Origin of the sequence: Gordonia sp. ALPHA1B1 (genome assembly GCF_005502615.1) — a bacterium.
Classification (GTDB): Bacteria; Actinomycetota; Actinomycetes; order Mycobacteriales; family Mycobacteriaceae; genus Gordonia; species Gordonia hongkongensis.
The window spans coordinates 1-22,863 of sequence record NZ_SCOC01000009.1 but is presented as its reverse complement, the minus strand read 5'-3'; the positions used below and the strand labels follow the sequence as shown (position 1 = coordinate 22,863).

Genomic DNA, 22,863 nt, shown 5'->3' with positions numbered 1-22,863 from the left:
TAAGGAGTTCGACCATGCCCGTTGTAAAAGCCGATCTGCAGGCCTGTCAGGGATACGCGAACTGCGTCGTCGGAGCCTCTGACTACTTCGACCTGGACGACGACGGGATCGTCGTGCTGCTCCAGACCGAAGTCCCCGAAGCCGACCGCGCCCGCGTCACCGAAGCCGCGCGCAGCTGCCCGGTCTCCGCACTGGTGGTAGAGGACGCATGAGCCCGGGCACCGTCGTCGTCGTCGGGTCCTCCATTGCCGGGGTGCGCACCGCGCAGTCCCTCCGGCTGGAAGGCTATAAGGGGGAGATCATCCTCGTGGGAGAAGAGACCGAACTTCCCTACGATAAGCCGCCATTGTCGAAATCCGTTCTTGCGGGATCCGCCGACGAGGACTCTATCCGGCTGCTGACACAGGAGCAGGCCGATGCCGAGGACATCCAACTCTTGCTGGGGCACCGCGCTGTCGATCTGGACGTCGCCGAGAACCTGCTGAAGCTTGAAGGGCATGACCCCCTTCGCTACGACAACCTCGTCATTGCCACCGGAGCATCACCCCGGCCCTCTCCCTGGGGCCAGTCTCCAGGGATTCACGTGCTGCGCACCCTTGAGGACGCCCGCGAACTACGTGGGGACCTTCTCCGGGGTGGGGCGCTGGCCGTTATCGGGGCAGGGTTCATCGGCGCCGAAGCGGCAGCCACCGCCCGCGGCCTGGGATTGGAGGTCACCGTCATCGACCCGGTGCCCGTGCCCATGAGCCGCCTCTTTAACCCTGAGATCGGCCAGTGGTTCGCAGACCTTCACCAGGACAACGGGGTCGACACCATGTTCGGCACCGGAGTGGAAGCTATCGAAGGCGAGGAGGGCAACTTCTCCCTCCACCTGACCAACGGTGAGAGCGTTCAGGCGGCCACCGTGCTGATCGGTATTGGCGTCATCCCCAATGACTCCTGGCTTAGCGCATCCGGCCTGCTGGTGGACAACGGGGTCGTGCTCAACGAGTACTGTCAAGCCCTCGACGCTGCGAACGTGTACGCCGTCGGCGACGTAGCCCGCTGGCGCCACCAGAAGCACGGCGAGGACGTCAGGACCGAGCACTGGACTAACGCGGTGGAACAGGCCGCCTGCGTGGCCTACAACATCATCCATCCGGAACAGCCGCGCGCCTACACGCCCATTGAATACGTGTGGAGCGACCAGCACGACTGGAAGATCCAGGTCGTGGGACGCGTCGGAGGCAATGTCGACCACGTCCTCATCGGACACCCGCAGGTCCACGGCAAGTTCGCCGCCCTCTACACCATCGACGGCACCACCGTCCGGGGCGCAGCCATCGTGAACTGGCCCAAAGCCCTCATTGCCTGCCGTCTGGGCATGGCCAGGGGCATCACGGTGCAGGATCTGCGCGCCAAGCTCGAACCCCAGTTGGAGCCACCGCCGAGGAGGGCGTCATGACACCCGGAAACTTGCTGCCCCAGACCGAGAGCGTCAGCCGGGAACGTATCGCCCTCGCCTGCCGGGTCTTGGCCCATCGGGGCCTTGCAGATGGAATCTTGGGTCACATCAGCCTGAAAATTACCGACAGCACATTGCTGGTGCGCTGTCGCGGCCCGTACGAACGCGGACTGGCGTATACGCAAGCCGAAGACATCCGCATGGTGGACCTCGACGGCAATCCCGCCGCCGACGGCGAGCTCGCGGGCGGATACACGGTCCCCAACGAACTGCCGCTGCACACCGAGCTCTTCCGGCGCCGCCCAGACATCCGGGCTGTCGTTCACGCCCATCCCCCGCGAGTGGTTGCCGCCGACCTGGCAGGGCTTGCAGTACGCCCCATCGTAGGGGCGTACGACATTCCCGGAGCCCGCCTCGCCGCCAACGGGGTGCCCGTCTATCCCCGCGGAGTACTCATCCGCGACCGTCGGCTCGCCACCGAAATGGCCGATGCTATGGGAACAAGGCCCGTTGTTGTGCTGCGGGGCCACGGCCTCACCAGCGCGGCCGAAACCGTCGAGCAAGCAGTTCTCCAGGCCATCAGCGTGGACGGCCTGTCCGGGTTGGCACTGCAAGTGACTTCGGCTGGTGGGCACCTCGTCGATCTGCCCGACGCCGATATGGCCGAACTGCCCGACCTCGGAGGAGCATTCAACACAGAGACTGCTTGGAGACATGAACTCGCACGACTTGGTGAGCCTCGTTGATGGCCTGCGCCCTAGCCGGACAGAGACTGAACCCCCGGTCAGTAACATGAAGCTCATGTCCGCATCACGGGCGGAGGACGACTCCAGATACGGCCCTCCTCCGCAGTACCCCATCGAATCCGTCGACAACGCACTCCGATTGTTGCTGCTCTTCGAGACTCGGCCGAGCATCCGGCTCACCGATGCCAGCAAGTACCTCGGAGTGGCGTCATCTACGGCCCATCGCCTCATGGGGATGCTCCTCTACCGAGGTTTCGTACGGCAGAACCCTCAGACCAAAGCGTACGAACCCGGACAAGCACTCAGCTCCATCGCCTTCGCCATACGGCGCCACGTCGACATCGGAACGCTAATTCGTCCAGCAATGGAAAGGGTATTCGAGGCAACCGGAGAGACGGTGCACTTTGCCGAGCTCAAAGGCTCGAACGCACACTTTCTGGAGGCCATCGAAAGCCAACGTGCCGTCCGCGTTGCCTCACGTCAAGGTGCGATGCTTCCTGCCAACTGCACTGCAACGGGCAAAGCAATGCTGAGCCTACTCACCACGGAACAACTGCATGCCCTGTACCCGTATGAGGAGCTCCCGGGTCTCACCAAGGGATCTATCATTTCCCGTTCCGATCTGGAGCGTGCCCTCGAAACGATTCGGCAAACCGGGTACTCAACGAGCCAGGAAGAAAGCGAAGACGGCGTCATGTCAGTCGCTGTTCCCATCACCAGCCCGAGCGGAGGATACTACGGGATCAATGTATCCGTGCCCGCTCACCGCATGACTGAACAACTCCGCACAGAACTCGGAGCTATGCTCCAGACAGCCGCCAAAGAAATCCAGAACTTGCTCGTTTAAGGATCTCGACGGCCGGTGACGGTGGTGCTGTGGACAGGACCACCTCAGGCCAGCGGCGATTCCAGAGAGTCGATTCTCCGCAGTCGGAGCCCGAAGAAGAAGGAAATGACCACGGCGACGGTTGCCATAGTGACGAGCATCGCCCAGGTCAGTGTCGAGTTACCGAGGCTAACCCGGGTGATTCATGGGAATCTGCGGATCGCTGGGCGAAAATAGACCGAAGTGCTTCCTGAACAGGGGAAACTGGGACTTGTCTAAGGTTCCATGTTCTCCAGCAGAAAGCACTCGGTAGGTGAAGCGTACTTCGTGGTCGGCCGGTCTGTCCGTTACTGCAGATGGTGTCGGGGTGGTCTCGCATGCCGGGGCTATCGTGCCTCGACTTCTGGCTGATCAGGTCGGTCTGACCGCCGAGCTGTCAGGGGCCATGGCTCGCCGCCGGTTCATCCCGATCCACGATCGCGGCCGGGTGTTGATCGATACCGCGGTGATGCTCGCCGATGGCGGCGAGTCCATCTCCGACATCGGCGTCCTGCGCCACCAGTCCGGCGCCCTGGGCCCAGTGGCGTCGGCGCCGACGGTGTGGCGCACGCTCGATGAGGTCACTGCCGGCAAGCGCAAGAAGATCCAGGTGGCGCGGGCTCGCACGCGGCGGCACGTGTGGTCCCACCTGCCCGGCGGAGTGCCCGCATCGGCGTGTGCGGGGCGGGATCTGGGATCGACGGTCGTGCTCGATGTGGACGCCACCATTGTGGTCACTCACAGCGAGAAGGAGCTTGCTGCGCCGACGTATAAGCGCACGTTCGGGTACCACCCGATCGGCGTGTGGTGCGACAACACAGAAGAGTTCCTCGCCGCGAGCTTGCGCCCAGGCAACGCCGGGTCCAACACCGCCGCCGACCACATCGACGTCCTGGGCCAGGCAATCGCGCAGATCCCCGCCAGTCATCGGCGTGATCTGCTGATCCGCTCCGACGGTGCCGGCGCCTCCCACGACCTGATCGACTGGATCACCGAGCAGAACCGCGTCCGTGGTCGACAGGTGGAGTACTCGGTCGGCTTCTCCATCACTGCCCCGATTCGCCGGGCCATCGCGACCTGCCCCGAAGCCGCGTGGGGACCAGCGCTCAACCCCAACGGGGACATTCGTGACGGGGCCGACATCGCGGAGCTGACCGGATTCCTCTCCCAACGGATGCTCGCCAAGTGGCCAGACGGGATGCGGGTGATCGTGCGCCGCGAGCGGCCCCATCCGGGTGCTCAGTTGTCGATGTTCGAGGAGATCGATGGATGGCGCTACCAGGCTTTTGTCACCAACACCACCGCCACGGGTCAGCTGCAATTCCTCGAGGCCAGGCATCGGGCTCACGCCCGGGTCGAGGACCGGATACGCCACGCCAAGGACACCGGGCTCGGGCGGCTACCTTCGCGGGGGTTCGCGCTGTTGACCCAAACCAGCCTGACCTCACATGCCCGCCCACGACATCACCACCCGGGGACCCGCCCACCGGCAGCGCCAGCCGGCACACACGCACGCCCACCCACGAAATCGATCCCGCCGTCACCCGACAGCAGCAGTCACACCGGCCCGTGAATCAGCGGGGCTAAGGGCCACCCCGGTGAGCACGGGGCCGATGGTATTGCCGATGTACGTGCCGGTCTGGACAATGCCGGTGGCCGCTGCGGTGGCCCCAGGCGCCATGTGCGAGATGAGGAAGTGCACCAGACCTGGCCACCCCCACCCCAGGCCCACCGCTAGCAGGACACCTACCACGTAGCTCCAGGTGGTGGGGATCGCCATGAGTGAAAGCCCGACGGCGCAGACGATGAGTGCTGTCTGGATCAGAGAAAGTGCTGACACGCCGCCTCGATCGACGACTCCGCCAATGACGATACGGGTCGCGGCTCCTAAGGCGCTGCCGACGGCCAGAATCACACCAGCCGGGCCGACTGCAATCCCCCGCTCCAGCGCGCCGATCACGGCAAAGGCCACGGCGGACGTAACGGCACCGCCCGCGAACATCGTCATCGCGGCCATCAGCACCAACGCCGAACGCATCTGGGTATCCCATTGCCCCGCCGGCCGGCGATCGTGTTGAACACAGCGACGATCGCGACGGCCCAGGGCCATGTTTCCGGGATCTTCACTTTTCGCCGTCGGCCGCTGCGGACCAGCCGGGCTGCCACGTGAAGGAAGCGGTAGCGCAGTGCCTTGGGCTCGCACAACGCCAGGACTGCGGCCTCGCCGGTGCAAGCGAGCATCCGCGTCCAGGCAACGAGGTCCGCTGCGATCATCACCGCGACGAGCCAGGCCTGGTTGAGCGCGTACCCATAACGACCGGCATGGTCCGGGTCCGGGCCACGGGGACCAGTACGAGCATGCCCAGTACAGCCATCAGCAGGAAGGCCATGGACCATCCCAGAGTCAACGCAACCAACGGGATCGAAACGCCGGCGACCAACCCCGTCACAGGGACCGCGGCCTGTTTCACCCCGAAGGCCAGCCCGCACGAGGCGGCTGGGATGTGCGTGACGAGCAAGTGGTTGGAGGAAGGGTGCCCGAGACCGTTCCCGAGTCCCCCCAGGGATGCCCATACAATTAGCCACGGCCACGCAGAGATCCAGGACGCGCTGCCGGTCAGGCTCACGACCGCCAGAAGCAAGGCGGCGATGCCCATGCCTTTCTCGCTGAGCACACGACCAATCACACCGGTGCACGCGGAGGTGAGGGCGGCCGCAGCCCAGTAGACCCCTACCGCCAGGCCGATCCCGTAGGCCGGGACGCGGATTGTTGCGGTGATCTCCGTGGCCAGCGCCCCAAGGAGAAACACCGGCATGTTTGTTAAGACAGTCACCAGTACGGCCACAGCCAAAGCGGCGAATCCACGGCCCGGATGTCTCACGCGCTGTGACCTGCCACCGGGGCATCCGATGCCGCATCCATCTCCGGCACGCTGCGCTTACGCACCCGTGGGCAGGGCGGTAAAAAGTTCATGGCTGGCATTCCTGCCCTTCCAGGTCAAGGCTGTGGTGCGAGCAATACCGCTTCTGAAGTGCCCCGGGTTTGATGGGCACATTGGTGTGCCCCGGGTTTGATGGGCACATTGGTGTGCCCCGGATTCCGTGGGGTTCGATTTTTTGAATTCTCATGCCTCAAGTACGACTTCGCCGGACATCGGTCTAGATGGGTCAGCGTCGGCCCCTGTGTCCCTCTAGCCCGCGTCAGATCTCCTTCCCATCACCCGCCTGACGCCAGTTCCCGGCCGATACCGAACGCCGCGGCCTGGAGGACTCCGGCGAGGCGGGTCCTGTCCCTCGTCAAGCGGGGAACCACAAGACCCAGGGATGCGACGACCGCGGTGTCTCGAAGCACGGGGACGGCCACCGAGCACGCCCCGAGGGACATCTCCTCGACCGTTGTCGCATACCCATGGCGCCGCACCCGAGCCAGCTGCTGTCGCAGGAGCCCGGGCTGGGTCACCGTGAACGGCGTCATCCGGGTCAACGAGCCGAGCGTCTCGGCGAGCACGTCGTCGGGCGCGTGCGCGAGCAGCACCTTCCCAACCGCCGTGCAGTGCAGCGGCAGTCGGGAGCCGACGGTGCTGACGATCGGGACGGACGCCGTGCCGGACAGCCGGTCGAGGTACAACACCTCGGCGCCCTCGCGCACCGCGAGGTGCACGGTGGCCAGCGTCGCGCCGTACACGTCGTGGAGGAACGGCTCAGCGATCTGGCGCAGGCCGGTCTGGGTCGGCGCCAGTAGTGCGAGCTCCCAGATCCGGCGACCCACCACGTACTCGCCGGTCGGCCGCCGCACCAAGCCGCCCCAGGTGGCCAGTTCGGCCACCAATCGGTGAGTGGTCGGCAGCGGTAGACCCGCCCGACGCGCAATCTGGCTCAGCGTCATCGCCCGGTGCTCATCGTCAAAGGCGCCGAGAACGGTCAGCAGGCGCGAGGCGACACTGGCTCCCGGGTCGGAGGTGTTGCCGGCCATCGTCGCCCTCTTTCACTCAGTGAACGATATAGCTCGAAGCGTACGCCCCGGCCACCTACCGTCGGGCTGGTGAGCACTCCTGACCTATCGACCCAAGCCGAGATCAGCGCCGAGATCGCCGACCTGTCCGCCGGCACCGACCCGTCCGCTATCAGGCCCCGCCTCGACTACTCCCCGTACCGCAGCAGCCTCCTGCGGCATCCGACCAAGGATCTGCACCAGGTCGATCCGGAAGGCGTCGAGTTGTGGTCTCCGTGCTTCAGCCACCGGGACGTCGATCCACTCGAGGCCGATCTGACGATTCAGCGCTCGGGCGAGCCGATCGGCGAGCGCATCACGATCTCCGGCCGGGTCGTGGACGGCGACGGACGCCCGGTCGCGGGCCAGCTGGTCGAGATCTGGCAGGCCAACGCCGGAGGACGCTACATCCACCAGCGTGATCAGCACCCTGCGCCGCTCGACCCGAACTTCACCGGCGCCGGGCGGTGCCTGACCGGTGCGGACGGTAGCTACTCATTCCAGACGATCAAACCGGGTCCGTACCCGTGGCGGAACCACCGCAATGCGTGGCGTCCCGCCCACGTGCACTTCTCCCTGTTTGGCACCGAGTTCACGCAGCGCATCGTCACGCAGATGTACTTCCCGGGCGATCCCCTGTTCGCGCTGGACCCGATCTACCAGTCGATCACCGACCAGGGCTCCCGTGACCGCCTCGTCGCCCGCTACGACCATGACCTGACGCGACCCGAGTGGTCGACCGGCTACCGGTGGGACATCGTGCTCACCGGAGCCCACCGCACCTGGACCGAGAACAACGACGACAAGGACCACGCATGAGCCCCCGCCTGCACCCCACGCCCGGCCAGACGGTGGGCCCGTTCTTCCACTACGCACTCCCCTATGACGGCGACTCCGAACTGGTGCCTGCGAGCAGCCCGGGTGCGATCCGGTTCCACGGCCGCGTGCTCGACGGTTCTGGTGCGCCGGTCCCCGACGCGCTGGTCGAGCTCTGGCAGGCGGACGCGTCCGGCGCGATCGTCCAGCAGCCGGGCTCGTTGCGCCGCGACGGTTGGACGTTCACGGGCTGGGGCCGGTCGTCGACCGACAACGCCGGCCACTACTCGTTCTCGACGATCGCGCCGGGTGGGGTCGACGGGGGCGCACCGTTCTTCGCGCTCACGGTGTTCGCGCGTGGCCTGCTCGATCGGCTCTTCACACGCGCATATCTGCCGGGACACGAGGCCGCCCTCGCTGCGGACCCCCTTCTCAGCAGCCTCGAGCCGGACCGTCGCGCGACGCTGGTCGCGGAGGCCGATGCGCAGGGACATGCGTTCGACATCCGTCTGCAGGGCCAGGGCGAGACCGTCTTCCTGACGTTCCCGGGCCACGGGGCGGCACACTGAACGCCATGACCGACCTGTTCTGGCCCGGCGACGAGCGCGCCGGCGACCTGATGAGTGCTGAGGCGTTGCTCGCCGCCATGGTCAGGGTGGAGTCCGCGTGGCTGGACGCTCTCGTGGCCTCCGGGCTCGCGCCGTCCGCCGCCGCCACCGACCTCGCCCCGCTCGTCACCGTCGACGACCTGCCGCACATCGCGGCGGCAGCCGAGGGCAGCGGCAACCCCGTCGTCCCGCTCGTCGGCCTGCTCCGCTCGCGGGCGCCGCAGCCCGCCGCCACCTGGCTGCACCGCGGGCTCACCAGCCAGGACGTCCTCGATACCGCCCTCATGCTCGCGCTGCGCGATGCGCTCGATCGCCTGATCGACGAGCTGCGCGCCCAGGTGACCGCGCTCTCACGCCTCGCCGCGCAGCACGCCGACACGCCGATGGTCGGTCGCACCCTGACCCAGCACGCCGTCCCCACGACGTTCGGCGCCGTCGCCGCAGGCTGGCTCGACGGCCTGGTCGACGCCGCCGATCTGGTCCAGGACGCCCGCTCCCTCCTGCCGGTGCAGCTCGGCGGGGCGGTCGGCACTCTGTCGGCGGCCACCGAGCTGGCGAACCTGCGGGGGCACGAGGATCCCCAGGGGACCAGCGCCGACCTGGTCGCCAGCACCGCCGCGGCCCTGGGGCTACGGGAACTCCGCCCGTGGCACACCTCGCGGGCGACGGTCACCCGGACGTCCGACGCGCTGGTCTCGTGCACGGACGCCTGGGGACACGTCGCGACCGATGTCGCGACGCTGGCGCGGACCGAGATCGGCGAGCTGGCCGAGCCGACGGCCGAGGGCCGCGGTGGCTCGTCGACGATGCCGCACAAGAACAACCCGATTCTTTCCGTACTGGTGCGCCGCGCAGCCCTGGGAGCCCCCGCTCTGGCCGCGACGATGCACCTCGCCTCCGCCACCGCGGGCGACCAGCGCCCGGACGGCGCGTGGCACGTCGAGTGGTCGACCCTGCACATGCTCGGTCGACGCAGCGTCGTCGCCGCGTCCCAGACCACCGAGCTGCTGCAAGGTCTGCACGTGGACGCCGAGCGCATGCGCGCGACGCTCGACCGGTCGACCGACAGCGTGCTGGCCGAGCGCCGCACGATCGCCGGGCTGCTGGACAAGACCGCCGATTCCGACCCGACCACCTACCGCGGGTTCTCCGAGGACCTCATCGTGGGCGCCGTGGAGCGGGCCCAGACCTTCTTGGAGGAGAACGAGTGACCGTCCCTCGCATCACAGCCGTCCAGCTCGGCGGTTCACCCGCCATGCCCCTGCTCGTCCTCGGGCCCTCGTTGGGCACGTCGGCTCAGTCACTGTGGGCGCGCTGCGCCGCCGGCCTCACCGATCGCTTCGAGGTCCTCGCGTGGGACCTGCCCGGGCACGGATCCAATGTCGGTTCGGCCGAGCCGTTCACGATGGCCGAGCTGGCCGCCGGTGTCCTCGAGATGGTCGACGACGTGGTGGCCCAGCGCGACACGTTCGCCAGCACTTTCACCTACGCGGGCGACTCGGTGGGAGGCGCCGTCGGGCTGCAGCTGCTGCTGGACGCACCCGCGCGCATCGACTCCGCTGTCCTGCTGTCGACGGGCGCACGGATCGGCGAGCCGGATGCCTGGCGGACACGGGCCACGTCCGTGCGCGCGTCGGGCACCCCGTCGATGATCGAAGGGTCGGCCCAGCGTTGGTTCGCACCCGGATTCCTGGAGCGGGAGCCGGAGATCGGCGCAGCCCTGCTGCACGACCTGCGGGACGCCGACGACGAGGGCTATGCGCTGGTGTGCGAGGCGCTGGCGGGCTTCGACGTCCGTGACCGCCTCGGCGAGATCGAACCGCGAGTGCTGGCGGTGTCGGGTCTGCTCGACGTCCCCACTCCGCCGGCCGATCTCGCGGCTATCGCCTCCGGAGTCCGGAACGGGCGGCTCGTCGTCCTCGACGGCGTCGCGCACCTGCCCCCGGCCGAGCAACCGTCCGAGGTCGGCCAACTCATCCGCGATCACGCGAACGCGGGGCAGGCGGTTGCCGCTCCCACGACCGTCGCCGGGGTGCGCGACGCCGGCATGGCGGTGCGCCGGGCGGTCCTGGGCGACGCCCATGTCGACCGCGCGACCGCGGCGATCACCGATCTGACCGCCGACTTCCAGGATTTCATCACCCAGTACGCCTGGGGGTCGGTGTGGACGCGTCCGGGTCTTGACCGGCGCAGCCGCTCACTCATCACGCTGACCGCCCTGGTGGCCCGCGGCCATCACGAGGAGCTGGCCATGCACGTGCGGGCCGCGCGTACCAATGGGCTGACCAACGACGAGATCAAAGAGTTGCTGCTCCAGACGGCGATCTACTGCGGCGTGCCCGATGCCAACGCGGCCTACCGCATCGCCCAGCGCGTGCTCGACGAGCTGGACCACCCCGCTTACTAGGAGACTGCTGCACAATCCTCGTGGCAGGAGCCCGGTGTGGTGGCTGGCGTGAAATCCTGTGGCTATGCAGGGTTGTGATTGTGACTTTCGCGGGTAAGTGGCGGTGGCGGTGGTCTACGGACGTTTCGCGGCGGTCTCACTGGCGAGTGGTGGTCACCCGGGCGCGCACTAGGTCGCGCCGAACGAGACGGTGGAGCTCATTCCAACCGGAACTCACTGACGCGTGCTCGAACCCTCGTCGTCCATGCCGTAGCGGGGATCTCCGAACGCGGCATCTCGACGCAAGGGCTACGACTTCGGTGTCATGTAAGGGTGTCGCACCAGCTTCGTCGCGCAGTGGGCGGGCTAACGCGACGTGTCGGCGGCGCCTACTTCCTTACTCGCTGGAGTGCGCGGTAGAGCGTGGATCGACCCACCCCGAGATCCCGGGCGATAGCTGACGGCCCCTCCCCCGCCTCGATACGGGCAAGGGCCTTGTCGATCTGCTCCTCAGTCAGGACGCGTTTGCGTCCCTTGTACTTGCCCTTCGCCTTGGCGATGGCGATACCCTCGGCCTGGCGTTCGCGAATGATGGCCCGCTCGAACTCTGCGAACGCCCCGAGCAGCGAGAGCATCAGGTCGGCTCGAGGATCCTGGGCACCGGCAGCGTAGGTGGCCCGCTCGTGGACGAACCGCACACTCGCACCCTTCGCGGTGACCTCGCCGACGATCTGCTTGAGATCAACCAGGGAACGAGCGAGTCGGTCCATCGACGCGACAACCAGCTCATCACCGTCCCGCAGATACCTGATGCACTCTTCGAGCTTTACGCGATCAGCGCGCGAGCGTGCCGACTGTTTCTCGATATAGACCCGGTCGCACTCCCCCACCGCCTCGAGCTGACGCGCCTCGTTCTGATCCGCGGCTGACACCCGCACGTACGCCACCCGCTGCCCACGCGCATGCGAAGATCGGCGAGCCGGCTTCGGATCTGGCTTCGGCTTTGGCGTTACCTCGATGACGTTCTCCGAGTCCGTCGACTCCACCCGAAAGTTCCAACCCAACTCATCCCGACGACGGAACCGAGTCCGCACCTTCCCGCGGCTGACGATGAGCACCTCCTCGCCACCCGAACGATTCAGCAACGTCCCGATCCGATCAGCCATGAGGGGACCCTTTCGCCCGGAATCTGTATCAATAGATCCTAGACCCCCCGGGAGAACGTTTCATAAGTATCAAACTAGACCCTGTGACACAGCAGCGACTGCCGGCGGCGCATCGTCCCGCACGGGTGTACCCCACCAGGACGTTGCCCGTTCACGGCCGGATCACCTGCCTGCCTCACCCCTCCCACTGCGGTAACATCGCTCGATGCCTTCCGCGACATTTAAACGCGCCGATTCCCGCTACTTCGCTTCCAGCCTAAGCGAGGGCACAACCCATTCTGGAATTGACACGTTCGAGGGGCCACTTGGCATTACAACCGAGGGAAATAAAGGAGAACGAAGCAACAAGATAGTGCAGCACATCTTTAACGGTCCGAACACTGATCTACTCCTTATTGAGCTTCTAAACTTCCTATACGTAGAAAACAGCTACGCTGACACATCCGACAGCAATCCTTCATACGCCAACTTGCGCAAGCGCGTACTGGACCCTCGAGGCATATCGCTCACCGAGAGCGGGTACACCCTGCCAGATGGTCGGGACGTTGACGACCTTCGTGCATCCAACGGCGCCCTTGAAAATGAGCGCTCCGCAGTCTCTAAGCCGGTTACAGCCATACAGTCCCCTGACACGCCAATTGAGAATAGAGATCCCGCCAAGATATTTATAGTTCACGGCCGAGACGCACGTCCGCTTGTTGCCCTTAGAACATATCTATTGTTTCTGGGGCTTCATGACATCTCGTGGTCAGAGGCAGTAAAACTGACCGGGGAACCCCAACCGCACACTTACGATATTGTCCGTGCCGGAATGCTGCATGCCTCAGCCACGATCGTAATTTTCTCCCCAGACGACCTCGCCCGAGTTAAGGACGAATTCTCCGAGACCGGAGATCCGGATCGAACCCCTCAAGGTCAAGCTCGACCGAACGTACTTCTGGAAGCTGGAATGTCATTCGCCATGGCCCCCGAGCGCACGATATTTGTCAAGAGCGGGCCGTCCAGGGAAATTTCAGATATCGCCGGGTTCAACTGGATCAAGCTCGACGGAAAGTGGGACAGTCGGCTCGATCTCAAGTATCGACTAGAAACCGCTGGCGCTTCCGTTAGGGCAGGAACATATGACCTTCAAGACCCGCTAGCTGGACCCTTCATGGTCCAGTAGTCCACTTCCGCCGATAATGTCATATTCCGTCATGCTTGCTGGTCAGTGGGCGACCGATTGCCGCTGACAGCGCGGACTGCGTGTGCGGTCATTTTCGGTGTGACGTCCGAGGAAGGTTCGCTCCCCTCGACGCCGTGGTCAGTCGAGAGTCCGGTCAAGCCCCGTGTGGTGGTGTAACTCGTTTCTGATCCTTCGCTTGCGGTCAGGCGGGGAGTTGCATCAGGTCATCGGTGCTCACCTCCGTCGGACTGGTGTGAGACAGCCGAAGCGGTGACAGTCCTCGTGGCCTACTGCCGCTGAATCCGAGCTACTCGCGGGCAGCGGTATGCGACTGAGTCGAAATGACGTGGGCGACGGGCCACGTCTTGCTGAGGTCGGTCAGGACCAGGTCGGCTCGGAAGCCTTCGGTCAGCACGCCACGGTCGTTGAGACCGACACAGGCGGCCGGGCCTGAGGTGATCAGCCGCACGGCGTGCGGGAGTGAGAGGACACCGTCGCGCACAAGTCGCACTGCGGCTGGGAGCATCGAGGAGGGAAGGTAGTCGCTGGCCAGGGAGTCGGCCACACCGGCGACGACGAGCTCGGCTGCCGAGACGTTCCCGGTGTGGGAGCCGCCACGGACGACGTTCGGGGCGCCAGCAACGACGAGCATGCCTCGGTCGCGGGCGGCACGGGCGGCGTCCAGGGTCGTTGGGAACTCCGCCACGGTGCAGCCGCGGTCGGCGGCAGCCGCGACGTCTTCCGGGGTGGCCAGGTCGTGGCCGAAGAGCCGGATGTGTCCGGTCCGGGCCAGGTCGCCCAGCCACGTGAGGGTGCGGTCGCGCACGGCGAGACGTTCGGCGCGGGTGCAACGCCACCGGTCGACGTGGTCGACCGCAGCAGCCTCGGCCATGCCCTCGTTGGTGATCAGCCACCGCTGCATGGTCGTGGGGTCGGCGAACTGCCCCTGCCCCGGTGTGTGGTCCTCGTGAGAGACGATCGGTACCCGTGCGTGTGGGGGATCATTCGGTGTGGTGATGCTCCGACGCGTTTCAGAATCCGCGGAGTCGTCGAATGCGGCCAGCTCCGTTGCGAGCAGCGTCCGGCCGTACTCGCAGCGGGCGTCCAACCGGTGCAAGACTTGGTGGTCGACCTGGGTGTCGTCAGCGTGACGCAGCGAATCGGACAATTCTGCCGCAGCGGGGGAACCGATCGTCGTTCCCACGATGGAGCGCTCCTGGAACGCAAGGCCATGGAAGGCGGTCGTGATACCTGCCGCGCGTAGACGGCCGCCCGCCGACATCAGTGCGAAGGCAGGGTCTAGGACGACGCCCGGTCGCGGCCGGGTCTCCCGCGCGAGGATGTCGGTGTGGACATCGACCAGGCCCGGCAGCAAGTGGGCGCCGTGGGCGTCCAGGGTGCAGCCGGCACCCGGCGGGTGTGGGCCCACCTCGGCGATCCGACCCTCGCGCACCACCACTCTTGCGTTATCCACCACCCGATGGGGCAGCACCGCTGTGACGTGGCCGATCACAAAATCTGTCGGCGTCCAACACGAGTTCCCAAAGGTCATGACGACACATTCTGACAGGGCCCTATGGCCGTCGCATGAACGCGGAAGCCATCGGCCGTTCACCGGCATCGGATGGTCGGACGGGGTTCACTCACCGTTCTCTCAACCCTAATCGCCCGTTCGTAAGTCCTCTATAGGTTTCGGGGTGTTCGACCAAGTCCTATAGAGGGGTTTCCATGATCGAGCTCGTCGAGGTGAGCAAGACCTACAAGGGGGGCGTGCAGGCGCTGCGCCGAACCGACCTGACGATCGAGGCCGGGCAGGTGACCGTGCTGCTCGGTCCTTCGGGAGCCGGCAAGTCGACGCTGCTGCGGTGCATAAATTTGCTCGTGCAGCCCACCACCGGGACTGTGCGTGCCGCCGGTCTCCCGGCACTGGACTCGCGCCGTGCATTACGACGGCATCGCCGGCGCACTGGCATGGTTTTCCAGCACCACCATTTGGTCCCGCGGTACACCGCGCTGCGCAACGTGCTGCTCGGCCGAGTCGGCTACCACAGTTTCTGGCACGGTCTCCTGCCCGCTGGTCGCGCCGACGAGCGCATCGCCCTCGAGGCGCTCGACCAGGTGGGTCTGCTCGACAACGCGCTCACCCGGGTCGACAATCTCAGCGGCGGCATGCAGCAGCGCGTCGGCATCGCCCGCGCACTCGCCCAACAGCCGCAGCTGATCCTCGCCGACGAACCGGTTGCCAGCCTCGACCCGGCCACCGCAGGCCGAGTGATGGCGCTGTTGCGCCGTGTCTGTCACGACAACGGCATCACACTCGTCGCCAGCCTCCACCAGGTCGACCTGGCCCTTGAGCACGCCGACCGCATCGTCGGCCTCGCACACGGCGAGATCGTGCATGACAGCCCCGCGTCCGATGTCACCGATGACGCCATCCGACTCATCTACGAAGGCGTCACTGAGGAACCCAACGGGGAATCCGACGGCGACGCCGTCACCAGTACTGTCACCGGCCACCTCGCTGCTGGTGTCCGCTGACCGGAAGCTGTTCGCATCACCCGAATCACATTCACCAGATCCTGGAGTTCTTCACAATGACCAGACCAGCCCGTTCCACAGTTGCCGCCCTGGCGGCGCTGATCTCTTTCGCGCTTGTTCTCACCGGCTGCGGCTCCGGCTCCACCTCCGAGCCTGCCGCCGGCGAGGTGCCTGAGACCCTCCGCGTGGCCCTGCTGCCCGACGAGAACGCGTCTCAAGTGATCCAGGACAACGAACCGCTCAAGGAATACCTAGAGGACGAGTTGGGCGTCGAGGTCGAACTCATCGTCACCACCGACTACTCCTCGATGATCGAGGCGATGACCCGCGGCCGGTTGGACCTGGCCTACTTCGGGCCATTGTCCTACGTGCTCGCCCAGGAGCAGGCCGACATCGAGCCCTTCGCCGCGCTGCAGGAGGAAGAAGGCGCTGCCCCCACCTACCAAGGGGTGTTTCTCGCCAATGCCGACTCCGGCATCACCACACTCGACGACGTCGCTGGCAAGACCGTCGCGTGGGGAGACCCGGCCAGCACCTCCAGCCACCTGATACCCAAGGCCATGCTCGCCGAGGAAGCGGACCTGCGCGTCGACGACGGCGACTACGAAGAACAGCACGTCGGCGCCCACGACGCGGTGGCGCTGGCAGTGCAGAACGGCAACGCCGACGCGGGCGGCATGAGCCTGCCCATCTACGAGCGCATGGTCCGAGACGGGACCATTGACCCTGAGGTGGTCGTGACCGTCCAGGAGTCCGAGCCCTACTACAACTACCCGTGGACTATGCAGACGAATCTGCCCGAGGACTTCAAGGACAAGGTGCGGGCGGCGTTTTTAGAACTCGACGACGACGCCGTGCTCGAGGCGTTCGAGGCCGCCGGTTTCGGACCTGTGACCGATAAAGACTACGACGCGGTGCGCGACCTCGCGCCCCTGCTGGACATCGACCTGGCGGACTACCAGTGACCGCCGACACTTTGCCGGACCCCGTCGAGGAACGGCGGGAAGAACAGTACCGGGACATCTCCCGTCGGGTGTGGATTGGCTGGGGGCGCAACAGCGCCGCCATGGGCGTCGTCGGCGTCCTGGTGCTGGTGTGCGTCTGGGCGGTGGGACTACTCGACGGCGAACGGATGATCACCGGGCTGGCCGACATCGCCGACCTCCTGGGCGACATGTGGCCCCCGGACTTCACCCACATCAACCGGTGGTGGGGCCCACTGTGGGATTCGATGTCGATGAGTATCGCGGCCACCGCACTGGCGGTCCTGCTGTCGGTCCCACTCGCGCTGCTCGGGGCCCGTAACACCTCCCCGCACCCCACCGTCTACGCGGTCGCGCGCCTGGTCCTCAACACCCTGCGATCGGTGCCCGAGCTGATCATGGCGATCGTGTTCGTCGCCGCCGTCGGCTTCGGCGCCCTTCCCGGCGCACTGGCGCTGGGTATCCACTCCGCCGGCATGGTCGGAAAGTTCTTCGCCGACTCGATCGAACGCGCCGATCAAGCATCCGTCGAGGTCGCCCGCGCCGCCGGAGCCACCCGGGCACAAGTGATCCTGCACGGCATCCTGCCGCAGGTGCTGCCCCAAATGGCCGACGTCACCGTCTACCGGTGGGAGCTCAACTTCCGCGCCTCGGTAGTCGTCGGCGTCGTCGGCGCCGGCGGCATCGGATTCGAGCTGATCGCCGCCCTCCGCACCCTCCAGTACCAGGAAGTCTCCGCAATCCTGCTCGTCATCCTCGCCACCGTCACCGTGGTCGACGCCCTCGGCGGAGCATTACGAAGAAGGTTCCAATGACAAACGCGTCCGCGCGCCCGGTGGTCGTTCTCACCCACCGGGTGCATCCCCAGATCCTCGACATGCTCGGCCGCGAGTGCGACGTGGTGCCGAACCAGCAAGACGACAGCCTCCCGGCATCCGAACTGAAACGCCGAGTGGCACACGCCGACGGGCTGATGGCGTTCATGCCCGACCAGATCACCGCGCAGTTCCTCGACGGTTGCCCGCGACTGCAGGTGGTCGCCGGCGCACTCAAGGGCTACGACAACATCGACGTTCGCGCCTGCACCGAGCGCGGCATCTGGCTCACCCGAGTCGAGGACTTACTCACCGAACCCACCGCGGAATTGGCAGTCGGGCTGCTGATCGGCCTCGCTCGACACGTCGCGACCGGTGACCGCACCGTGCGAGCCGGTTTCCGCGGCTGGCGGCCGGTGCTCTACGGACGCACACTCGTCGGCTCCACGATTGGCATCGTGGGCGCCGGCGTACTCGGCCGGGCCGTGGCGCAAATGCTCTCCGGATTCAATCCCCGACTTCTCTACCACGACCCCGATCCGGTGCCGTCCGCAACCGCGGCGTCGATCGGTATGGAACGGGTGGAACTCGCCGAGCTTCTGCAGCACAGCGACTCCGTGGTGGTCTGCGCCCCCCTGACGGCGGACACACTGCACCTGCTCGACCACGAGGCGATGACATCGATGCGACCCGGAGCGCTGCTGGTCAACGTCGGACGAGGCTCAGTGGTGAACGAAGGCGCAGTGGCCGAGCTCCTGCGCAGCGGACACCTCGGCGGATATGCCGCAGACGTGTTCGAGTTCGAGGACCTCTCCCGACCCGACCGCCCCAGCGGCCTGCACCCGGACCTGATGGAACTGACGAGCCATACCCTCTTCACCCCGCACCTCGGATCTGCGGTCGCGACGGCACGCTTGGCGATCGAGGAACACGCGGCGAGATCCATCCTGCAATCACTCGCAGGCAAAATGCCCGACGGAGCCGTCAACGACCCGCGGAAACCGTCGACCTCCTCCGTTCCCGCAGTATGATCACGCCCATCAGCGACGCCGCACCCACCAAAACCAGTCCTCGGGTACCGGTGTACCTTTCCGCCGCCGACGCGCTCGCCGAGACAATTGCCAACCAGCCCGTCGGCACTCGGCTCCCCTCAGAAGACGAACTAGCCCGCATCCTGGGCGTCAGCCGGCTCACCGCCCGAGCAGTACTGACCGAGCTGGAGAGGCGCTACCTGGTGCGCCGCCGACAGGGCAGCGGCACCTTCGTGTCCCAACGCATCGACTACACCATCAGTCGACACATCCCACCGTCCTGGAGCGCAAGCGTCCGCAAAGCCGGATTCACCCCAGACGTTCGCACCACCGGATGGCGACTCGAGACCCCCCCAACCGAGATCCGTGGCCGCATGAAAGTCGGAGCACGCAGACAACTGCTCGCACTCTCCCGGAACCGATACATCAACCACGAGCTCGTCGGCTACGCAGACACCTACCTCGACCCCCAACTCGTCCCCGACCTACCCCAGATCCTCGGCCCAGCCGACTCATTGCACGACACCCTGGCCACCCACTACAAACTGGAACCCGAGCGCGGATGGTTCGGCGTCTCCATCGACCCCGCGCCACCCCACGTCGCCGAGCACCTCGAACTGAGCGGCCGCCCACCGGTCATCTCTATCCGGTCCCGCACCGATGCCGCCGCACGCAACCACCGCCCCGTGGAACTCACGATCTCCTGGCTTCGAGCCGACGTGTTCCGAGTCGAGGTCGACTTCGACACCACCTAATCAGGACGACAAACCCATCGCCCGCCCCGAATAGCCGCCAGGTCCTCAGCGCGGAGCAGGACGACCTCACCGTCGCGCCACACCCGCGGAATTATCGCAGGTAAACGGCAGTAACCGCAGCTACTGATACTTCCGTCATGTTAACGCCGATAATGTTGCGTTATGTCAGGTACTCCTGACGCGACCCGACTCTTGTGTCTGGTTATCCTGACACAGCGGGTCTACCCTATCGGCATGGGCTGGGTACACGAGAGCGCCACGCACTTGCACGAGGCGGCGTTGGTGCCGTTCTTCGAGGACGGGGCCGAGAGCCACGGGTCGACCATGGTCGACGGCGTTGACTACGAGATCGTCGGGACCGGCCGGCACCCGGACGAGGATCGTCGGCGGCCGTCGGCCGAGATCGTCGGCTGGCTGTTGTCCTGCAATTGCGCCCGGCGAACCAGCTCTGATGTGTCGACCTGGACCGATCCCGTCCAGTGGACGCGGGTGCCCTCAGCGTCCCTCGAGGACCTGGCCCGCCACCAGGTGTTCGCCCCCGACATCGACCTCGACGTCAACGTGCGGCCCGATGTCGCGGCGGCCGCCCAAGCATTGTGGCGGCGTGAGCATCTCGATTCGATCGACATCGACGACGAGATCCGGGCGGCCGTGGAGGCCCGCAGGGACGCCGACGCACTGCTCGACGCCGCGGTGGCCAAGGCCCGCCGGCTGGGTCGCTCGTGGGCCGACATCGGCGCGGCGACCGGCATGACCCGACAATCAGCCAACGAGCGCTGGAAAGACCGCACGTGAGTGCTGCCGGGCGAGTATCGTCTAATTCGATTCTGCCGCAGGTAGTTTCGAAATCTGATACTAGATATCATGTCGTCAGGACGGGCGTCGGCTGCCAGCACATGGTGACGGTGGTGCCGTCGGGTCCGGTGGTAAGCGCATGGGTGTCGCTGAGCGCAGTGATGAGTGCGAGTCCGCGGCCGCGGAAGCGCTGTGCGGGGCTGAGGTCCCAGGTGCCGGTGTCGGTGACAGTGATTTCGAGGGTGCCGCTGGGGCGGCGGCGGCTGCGCACGGTGACCGCGCCTGGCTCTCGAGCGTCTTTGTAGGCGTGTTCGGTGGCGTTGGCAATCGCTTCGTAGACGGCCAAGACGATGTCGGCGCGGCGTTCGGTGTCGGCCTCGACGGTTGCTGTCACCCACACGGTGAACAGTTCGCGCAGTCTGTGGGCGGCCTCGGCGGTGGCCTCGACCGATCGTTCGAAGTCACCGGTGGAGTCGCCATCGAGGTGCTGTGATGAGTCCACGCCGTCGTGTTTACCCAGTCGGGCTGCCGCTCATTCCGGTGGGTCTGGTCATGGCGGTGACGGCGTGGGCGAGGGTGGGGTAGAGGACGATTGTCTGGTCCAGGCCCATGAGCGTCAGCGGCCGCGACGTTGCGGGTGCGGCGGCCACGACTCCGAACAGTCCGGTCGGTGCGATCGCCTCGTGGGCGGCGACGAGTGCGGCCATGCCGGCCGAGGCCAGGAAGTCGGTGGTGGTCAGATCGATGATCAGGCCTCGTGGTTGTCCGTGCAGCGCGTTCGTCACCTCCTCGGACAGTTGTGGTGCGGTGAGAACGTCGATGCTGCCTTGGACGGTCAGGATCACCAGTTCTTCGTGCTGCGCGGAGACGATGGTCATCAATGCCCGGCCGGCGGTGTCTCCGCTGTCGTCAACGAACACGGCATCGGGGTTGTCTGGCTGCACGGTGACTCTCACTTTCACGGAAGGGGGTCACACGACTTGCTGAGTGACCCGGTCCCGACCGACTACATGATCACGGCTATCTCAACGCCATCCAAACCTAGTCCGCCGCCACCGACGGCGCGCGAAGGGTGAAGTGACCTTATGTCACACATCGTTCGCGTACCTCCGGTTATCTGCCGGTAGCGTGAAGGAATGCCGATCGCGTTGACTACCTTGTTTCCCGACGGTTCTGTTCCCGATCGCGAATGGGTCTTGGGCCAGTCAATTCGGTTCGATCCGGCTGCGGTGCGCGCACGCTTGCCGGATGCTGCGATGTGGCCTGACGAGCTCGACAGTGTGTCGGCGGGCAGTGGTCGCTATCGAGTGGTTTCGCGCCGCGATGTCTTTGAGGTCGCAGCCCGAGCGGTGCAGGACGGGTCGCCGATCGTAGCGGCGCAACTGCACGTGGCGTGTGTGGTGTGGGGTACGAGTCCGGGCCTGACGATGGTGCGGGCGCTGCGTCCCCTCAGCCAGCCCGACGCCGCGGAGAAGCTCGCCAAGGCTCTGGCTGTCGTGCGGACCGAGGGGCCGGTCAGCGCCTACAAAGCCCTCAGCGGGCGCAACCGGTTGAAAATCACCGGACTGGCGGCGGGCTTCTTCACCAAGTTCCTCTACTTCGGCGGGTACGACGCCAATGCGTTGACAGGCCGCCCACTGATCTATGACAGCAGGGTTGTAGACAGTCTGCGTCGAGTGACCACCGAAGAGTGGGAGATCGACGGCCCGGCTGACATGTACGGCCGTTACCTTGATTTGGCTGCGGACTGGGCCCACGACTTCGACACCACCCCGGATGTGATCGAACGAGCACTGTTCGGCCGCTGACAGCCCTCACCGCACTCCTTTTACATGAGCAATCCGCCCCGGGGGGTCTGGTCAGGTCTGGAAGCAACCGGCGATCGCTGGCCCGGTGAGCTGGCATCGGTTCCGGGCAGATCATTGCCCGAGACATGGTCGTTCGCTACGTTCGCGAGAGGGATCGACACCAGACTGTGCCGTTGTTGGGAGGATCATCGTGGCTGATCACGACGTGCGATTCAGCGCCAGTAGGGTGCGCGTTGCTGGCATCGACTTCGAGTTCGATGTCGCGATCGACGGGAGAACTCTCGGCACCCTTTACGTTTCTGAGGGCAATCTGCAGTGGCGACCCAAGCACGGGCAGAAGCGTATTCCGATCTCGTGGAAGGAATTCGCTGAATGGGCCGAATCGTAGCCCGCAGGAGAACCCCACGGGTCGCCGGCACCGGCAATGCGGACGGCCGACGAGTGCAGTTATGCCTGCTTCAGCCGTGGCGGCAAGCCGTAAATAGCTTCTTCCCTGGCGACGACGACGACCCGGATGTTGACGATCTCGTCTGGCTGACCCCACGAACGTATGCTGCCGGCGACATCATGGTGTACCTGGTCGACGCCCCCAGCCCAGCGATCATCAAGATCGACACCCTGTCCCGCGGCTCCGAGGACGATGGCCTGAACGCCGAACCCGACTTAGAGTGGGGCCCCTTCGACCAGGGATTGTCGCTGCGGGCGACCGCGAGAAGTGCCTGAGACAGTGAGCGGGCGCCCGTCGTCAACTCGCCCTGGTCGTGCATGAGCGTTTGATCGAAAGGGTCAACGACCTGTGGTACGGCCATAACCGACCGGGCCGCACGCCAGGTTCTACTGAACCGTCCTGGGTCTGGTGGAGACCGTGATCTCACCAGGAGAATGCCGGTATGGGTGCACTGAGGAAGTTTGATCCAGAGACGCGTGAGCGGGCTGTGAGGATGTATCACG

Annotated in this window: 27 protein-coding genes; 19 read left to right on the top strand and 8 right to left on the bottom strand. The window is 65.8% G+C overall.

What is annotated here, in order from left to right; translation table 11 throughout:
- Positions 1-14 precede the first annotated feature (14 nt).
- The 5 genes from FFS52_RS08120 to FFS52_RS08100 all read left to right on the top strand — a co-directional run bounded on the left by FFS52_RS08120 (position 15) and on the right by FFS52_RS08100 (position 4,628).
- Positions 15-212: a ferredoxin gene (locus FFS52_RS08120; RefSeq protein ID WP_006897055.1), complete on the top strand. Its 198-nt coding sequence runs from the start codon at positions 15-17 to the stop codon at positions 210-212.
- Positions 209-1,444, top strand: coding sequence for an FAD/NAD(P)-binding oxidoreductase (locus tag FFS52_RS08115; protein ID WP_006897054.1), 1,236 nt, complete (start codon positions 209-211; stop codon positions 1,442-1,444). The genes FFS52_RS08120 and FFS52_RS08115 overlap by 4 nt, the downstream gene beginning before the upstream one ends.
- Positions 1,441-2,190, top strand: a complete 750-nt coding sequence (locus tag FFS52_RS08110) for a class II aldolase/adducin family protein (protein ID WP_006897053.1) — start codon at positions 1,441-1,443, stop codon at positions 2,188-2,190. The genes FFS52_RS08115 and FFS52_RS08110 overlap by 4 nt, the downstream gene beginning before the upstream one ends.
- A gap of 55 nt (positions 2,191-2,245) precedes the next feature.
- Positions 2,246-3,037, top strand: coding sequence for an IclR family transcriptional regulator (locus tag FFS52_RS08105; protein WP_223258967.1), 792 nt, complete (start codon positions 2,246-2,248; stop codon positions 3,035-3,037).
- 292 nt (positions 3,038-3,329) lie between these two features.
- Complete coding sequence (locus FFS52_RS08100; RefSeq protein ID WP_283205435.1) at positions 3,330-4,628, top strand: IS1380 family transposase; 1,299 nt, start codon at positions 3,330-3,332, stop codon at positions 4,626-4,628.
- Here the strand turns inward: FFS52_RS08100 and FFS52_RS08095 are convergent.
- From FFS52_RS08095 to FFS52_RS08085, 4 genes are all read right to left on the bottom strand, one after another.
- Positions 4,596-5,093: an MFS transporter gene (locus FFS52_RS08095; RefSeq protein WP_349291722.1), complete on the bottom strand. Its 498-nt coding sequence runs from the start codon at positions 5,091-5,093 to the stop codon at positions 4,596-4,598. The two genes, FFS52_RS08100 and FFS52_RS08095, sit on opposite strands and share 33 nt — an antisense overlap.
- Complete coding sequence (locus FFS52_RS08090; RefSeq protein ID WP_249356584.1) at positions 5,072-5,329, bottom strand: transposase; 258 nt, start codon at positions 5,327-5,329, stop codon at positions 5,072-5,074. Before FFS52_RS08090 ends, FFS52_RS08095 begins: the two co-directional genes overlap by 22 nt.
- A complete protein-coding gene (locus FFS52_RS23650; protein ID WP_349291574.1) occupies positions 5,329-5,889 on the bottom strand; it encodes an MFS transporter in 561 nt (186 codons plus the stop codon). The genes FFS52_RS08090 and FFS52_RS23650 overlap by 1 nt, the downstream gene beginning before the upstream one ends.
- A gap of 383 nt (positions 5,890-6,272) precedes the next feature.
- On the bottom strand, positions 6,273-7,028 hold the full coding sequence (locus FFS52_RS08085) for an IclR family transcriptional regulator (RefSeq protein WP_016895386.1): 756 nt from the start codon (positions 7,026-7,028) through the stop codon (positions 6,273-6,275).
- A gap of 69 nt (positions 7,029-7,097) precedes the next feature.
- On the opposite strand from FFS52_RS08085, the gene pcaH reads away from it, so the two are divergent.
- The 4 genes from pcaH to pcaC are packed head-to-tail and all read left to right on the top strand — an operon-like array spanning position 7,098 to position 10,877.
- Positions 7,098-7,865, top strand: coding sequence for a protocatechuate 3,4-dioxygenase subunit beta (pcaH, locus tag FFS52_RS08080; protein ID WP_006898356.1), 768 nt, complete (start codon positions 7,098-7,100; stop codon positions 7,863-7,865).
- Complete coding sequence (gene pcaG, locus FFS52_RS08075) at positions 7,862-8,431, top strand: protocatechuate 3,4-dioxygenase subunit alpha (protein WP_006898355.1); 570 nt, start codon at positions 7,862-7,864, stop codon at positions 8,429-8,431. The genes pcaH and pcaG overlap by 4 nt, the downstream gene beginning before the upstream one ends.
- Before the next feature lie 5 nt (positions 8,432-8,436).
- A complete protein-coding gene (locus FFS52_RS08070; protein ID WP_016895385.1) occupies positions 8,437-9,681 on the top strand; it encodes a lyase family protein in 1,245 nt (414 codons plus the stop codon).
- A complete protein-coding gene (gene pcaC / locus FFS52_RS08065; RefSeq protein ID WP_016895384.1) occupies positions 9,678-10,877 on the top strand; it encodes a 4-carboxymuconolactone decarboxylase in 1,200 nt (399 codons plus the stop codon). The genes FFS52_RS08070 and pcaC overlap by 4 nt, the downstream gene beginning before the upstream one ends.
- A gap of 368 nt (positions 10,878-11,245) precedes the next feature.
- Here the strand turns inward: pcaC and FFS52_RS08060 are convergent, their stop codons facing one another.
- A complete protein-coding gene (locus FFS52_RS08060; protein ID WP_020171242.1) occupies positions 11,246-12,022 on the bottom strand; it encodes a recombinase family protein in 777 nt (258 codons plus the stop codon).
- A 205-nt stretch (positions 12,023-12,227) separates the two neighbouring features.
- Between FFS52_RS08060 and FFS52_RS08055 the strand changes: the two genes are divergently transcribed.
- Positions 12,228-13,187, top strand: a complete 960-nt coding sequence (locus FFS52_RS08055) for a TIR domain-containing protein (RefSeq protein ID WP_083229418.1) — start codon at positions 12,228-12,230, stop codon at positions 13,185-13,187.
- 307 nt (positions 13,188-13,494) lie between these two features.
- On the opposite strand, the gene FFS52_RS08050 is transcribed toward FFS52_RS08055, so the two are convergent.
- On the bottom strand, positions 13,495-14,739 hold the full coding sequence (locus FFS52_RS08050; protein ID WP_055476444.1) for an alpha-D-ribose 1-methylphosphonate 5-triphosphate diphosphatase: 1,245 nt from the start codon (positions 14,737-14,739) through the stop codon (positions 13,495-13,497).
- A 176-nt stretch (positions 14,740-14,915) separates the two neighbouring features.
- Here FFS52_RS08050 and phnC point away from each other — a divergent pair, with 176 nt between their 5' ends.
- The 6 genes from phnC (at position 14,916) to FFS52_RS23645 (ending at position 20,104) form a co-directional block, all read left to right on the top strand.
- Positions 14,916-15,725 (top strand): phosphonate ABC transporter ATP-binding protein, encoded by an 810-nt coding sequence (gene phnC / locus FFS52_RS08045; protein WP_055476443.1) that lies wholly within the window; start codon positions 14,916-14,918, stop codon positions 15,723-15,725.
- 56 nt (positions 15,726-15,781) lie between these two features.
- Positions 15,782-16,690 (top strand): phosphate/phosphite/phosphonate ABC transporter substrate-binding protein, encoded by a 909-nt coding sequence (phnD, locus tag FFS52_RS08040; RefSeq protein ID WP_055476442.1) that lies wholly within the window; start codon positions 15,782-15,784, stop codon positions 16,688-16,690.
- Between the two features lie 56 nt (positions 16,691-16,746).
- The gene (gene phnE / locus FFS52_RS08035; protein ID WP_277244579.1) at positions 16,747-17,523 is read left to right on the top strand and encodes a phosphonate ABC transporter, permease protein PhnE; all 777 of its coding nucleotides are present in this window, start codon (positions 16,747-16,749) and stop codon (positions 17,521-17,523) included.
- Positions 17,520-18,554 (top strand): phosphonate dehydrogenase, encoded by a 1,035-nt coding sequence (locus FFS52_RS08030; protein WP_055476440.1) that lies wholly within the window; start codon positions 17,520-17,522, stop codon positions 18,552-18,554. Before phnE ends, FFS52_RS08030 begins: the two co-directional genes overlap by 4 nt.
- A complete protein-coding gene (locus tag FFS52_RS08025; RefSeq protein ID WP_137809377.1) occupies positions 18,551-19,309 on the top strand; it encodes a GntR family transcriptional regulator in 759 nt (252 codons plus the stop codon). The genes FFS52_RS08030 and FFS52_RS08025 overlap by 4 nt, the downstream gene beginning before the upstream one ends.
- 234 nt (positions 19,310-19,543) lie before the next feature.
- Complete coding sequence (locus FFS52_RS23645) at positions 19,544-20,104, top strand: hypothetical protein (RefSeq protein ID WP_171011585.1); 561 nt, start codon at positions 19,544-19,546, stop codon at positions 20,102-20,104.
- Positions 20,105-20,171: 67 nt separating this feature from the next.
- Here FFS52_RS23645 and FFS52_RS08015 read toward each other — a convergent pair whose 3' ends face one another.
- Positions 20,172-20,606, bottom strand: a complete 435-nt coding sequence (locus FFS52_RS08015; protein ID WP_055476438.1) for an ATP-binding protein — start codon at positions 20,604-20,606, stop codon at positions 20,172-20,174.
- A gap of 10 nt (positions 20,607-20,616) precedes the next feature.
- On the bottom strand, positions 20,617-21,048 hold the full coding sequence (locus FFS52_RS08010; protein WP_055476437.1) for an STAS domain-containing protein: 432 nt from the start codon (positions 21,046-21,048) through the stop codon (positions 20,617-20,619).
- A gap of 192 nt (positions 21,049-21,240) precedes the next feature.
- On the opposite strand from FFS52_RS08010, the gene FFS52_RS08005 reads away from it, so the two are divergent.
- The 3 genes from FFS52_RS08005 to FFS52_RS07995 all read left to right on the top strand — a co-directional run bounded on the left by FFS52_RS08005 (position 21,241) and on the right by FFS52_RS07995 (position 22,635).
- The gene (locus FFS52_RS08005) at positions 21,241-21,912 is read left to right on the top strand and encodes a hypothetical protein (RefSeq protein ID WP_068971513.1); all 672 of its coding nucleotides are present in this window, start codon (positions 21,241-21,243) and stop codon (positions 21,910-21,912) included.
- Positions 21,913-22,102: 190 nt separating this feature from the next.
- Complete coding sequence (locus FFS52_RS08000; RefSeq protein WP_055476435.1) at positions 22,103-22,300, top strand: hypothetical protein; 198 nt, start codon at positions 22,103-22,105, stop codon at positions 22,298-22,300.
- Positions 22,285-22,635 (top strand): hypothetical protein, encoded by a 351-nt coding sequence (locus tag FFS52_RS07995; RefSeq protein WP_223258969.1) that lies wholly within the window; start codon positions 22,285-22,287, stop codon positions 22,633-22,635. The genes FFS52_RS08000 and FFS52_RS07995 overlap by 16 nt, the downstream gene beginning before the upstream one ends.
- The last annotated feature ends 228 nt before the right edge of the window (positions 22,636-22,863 follow it).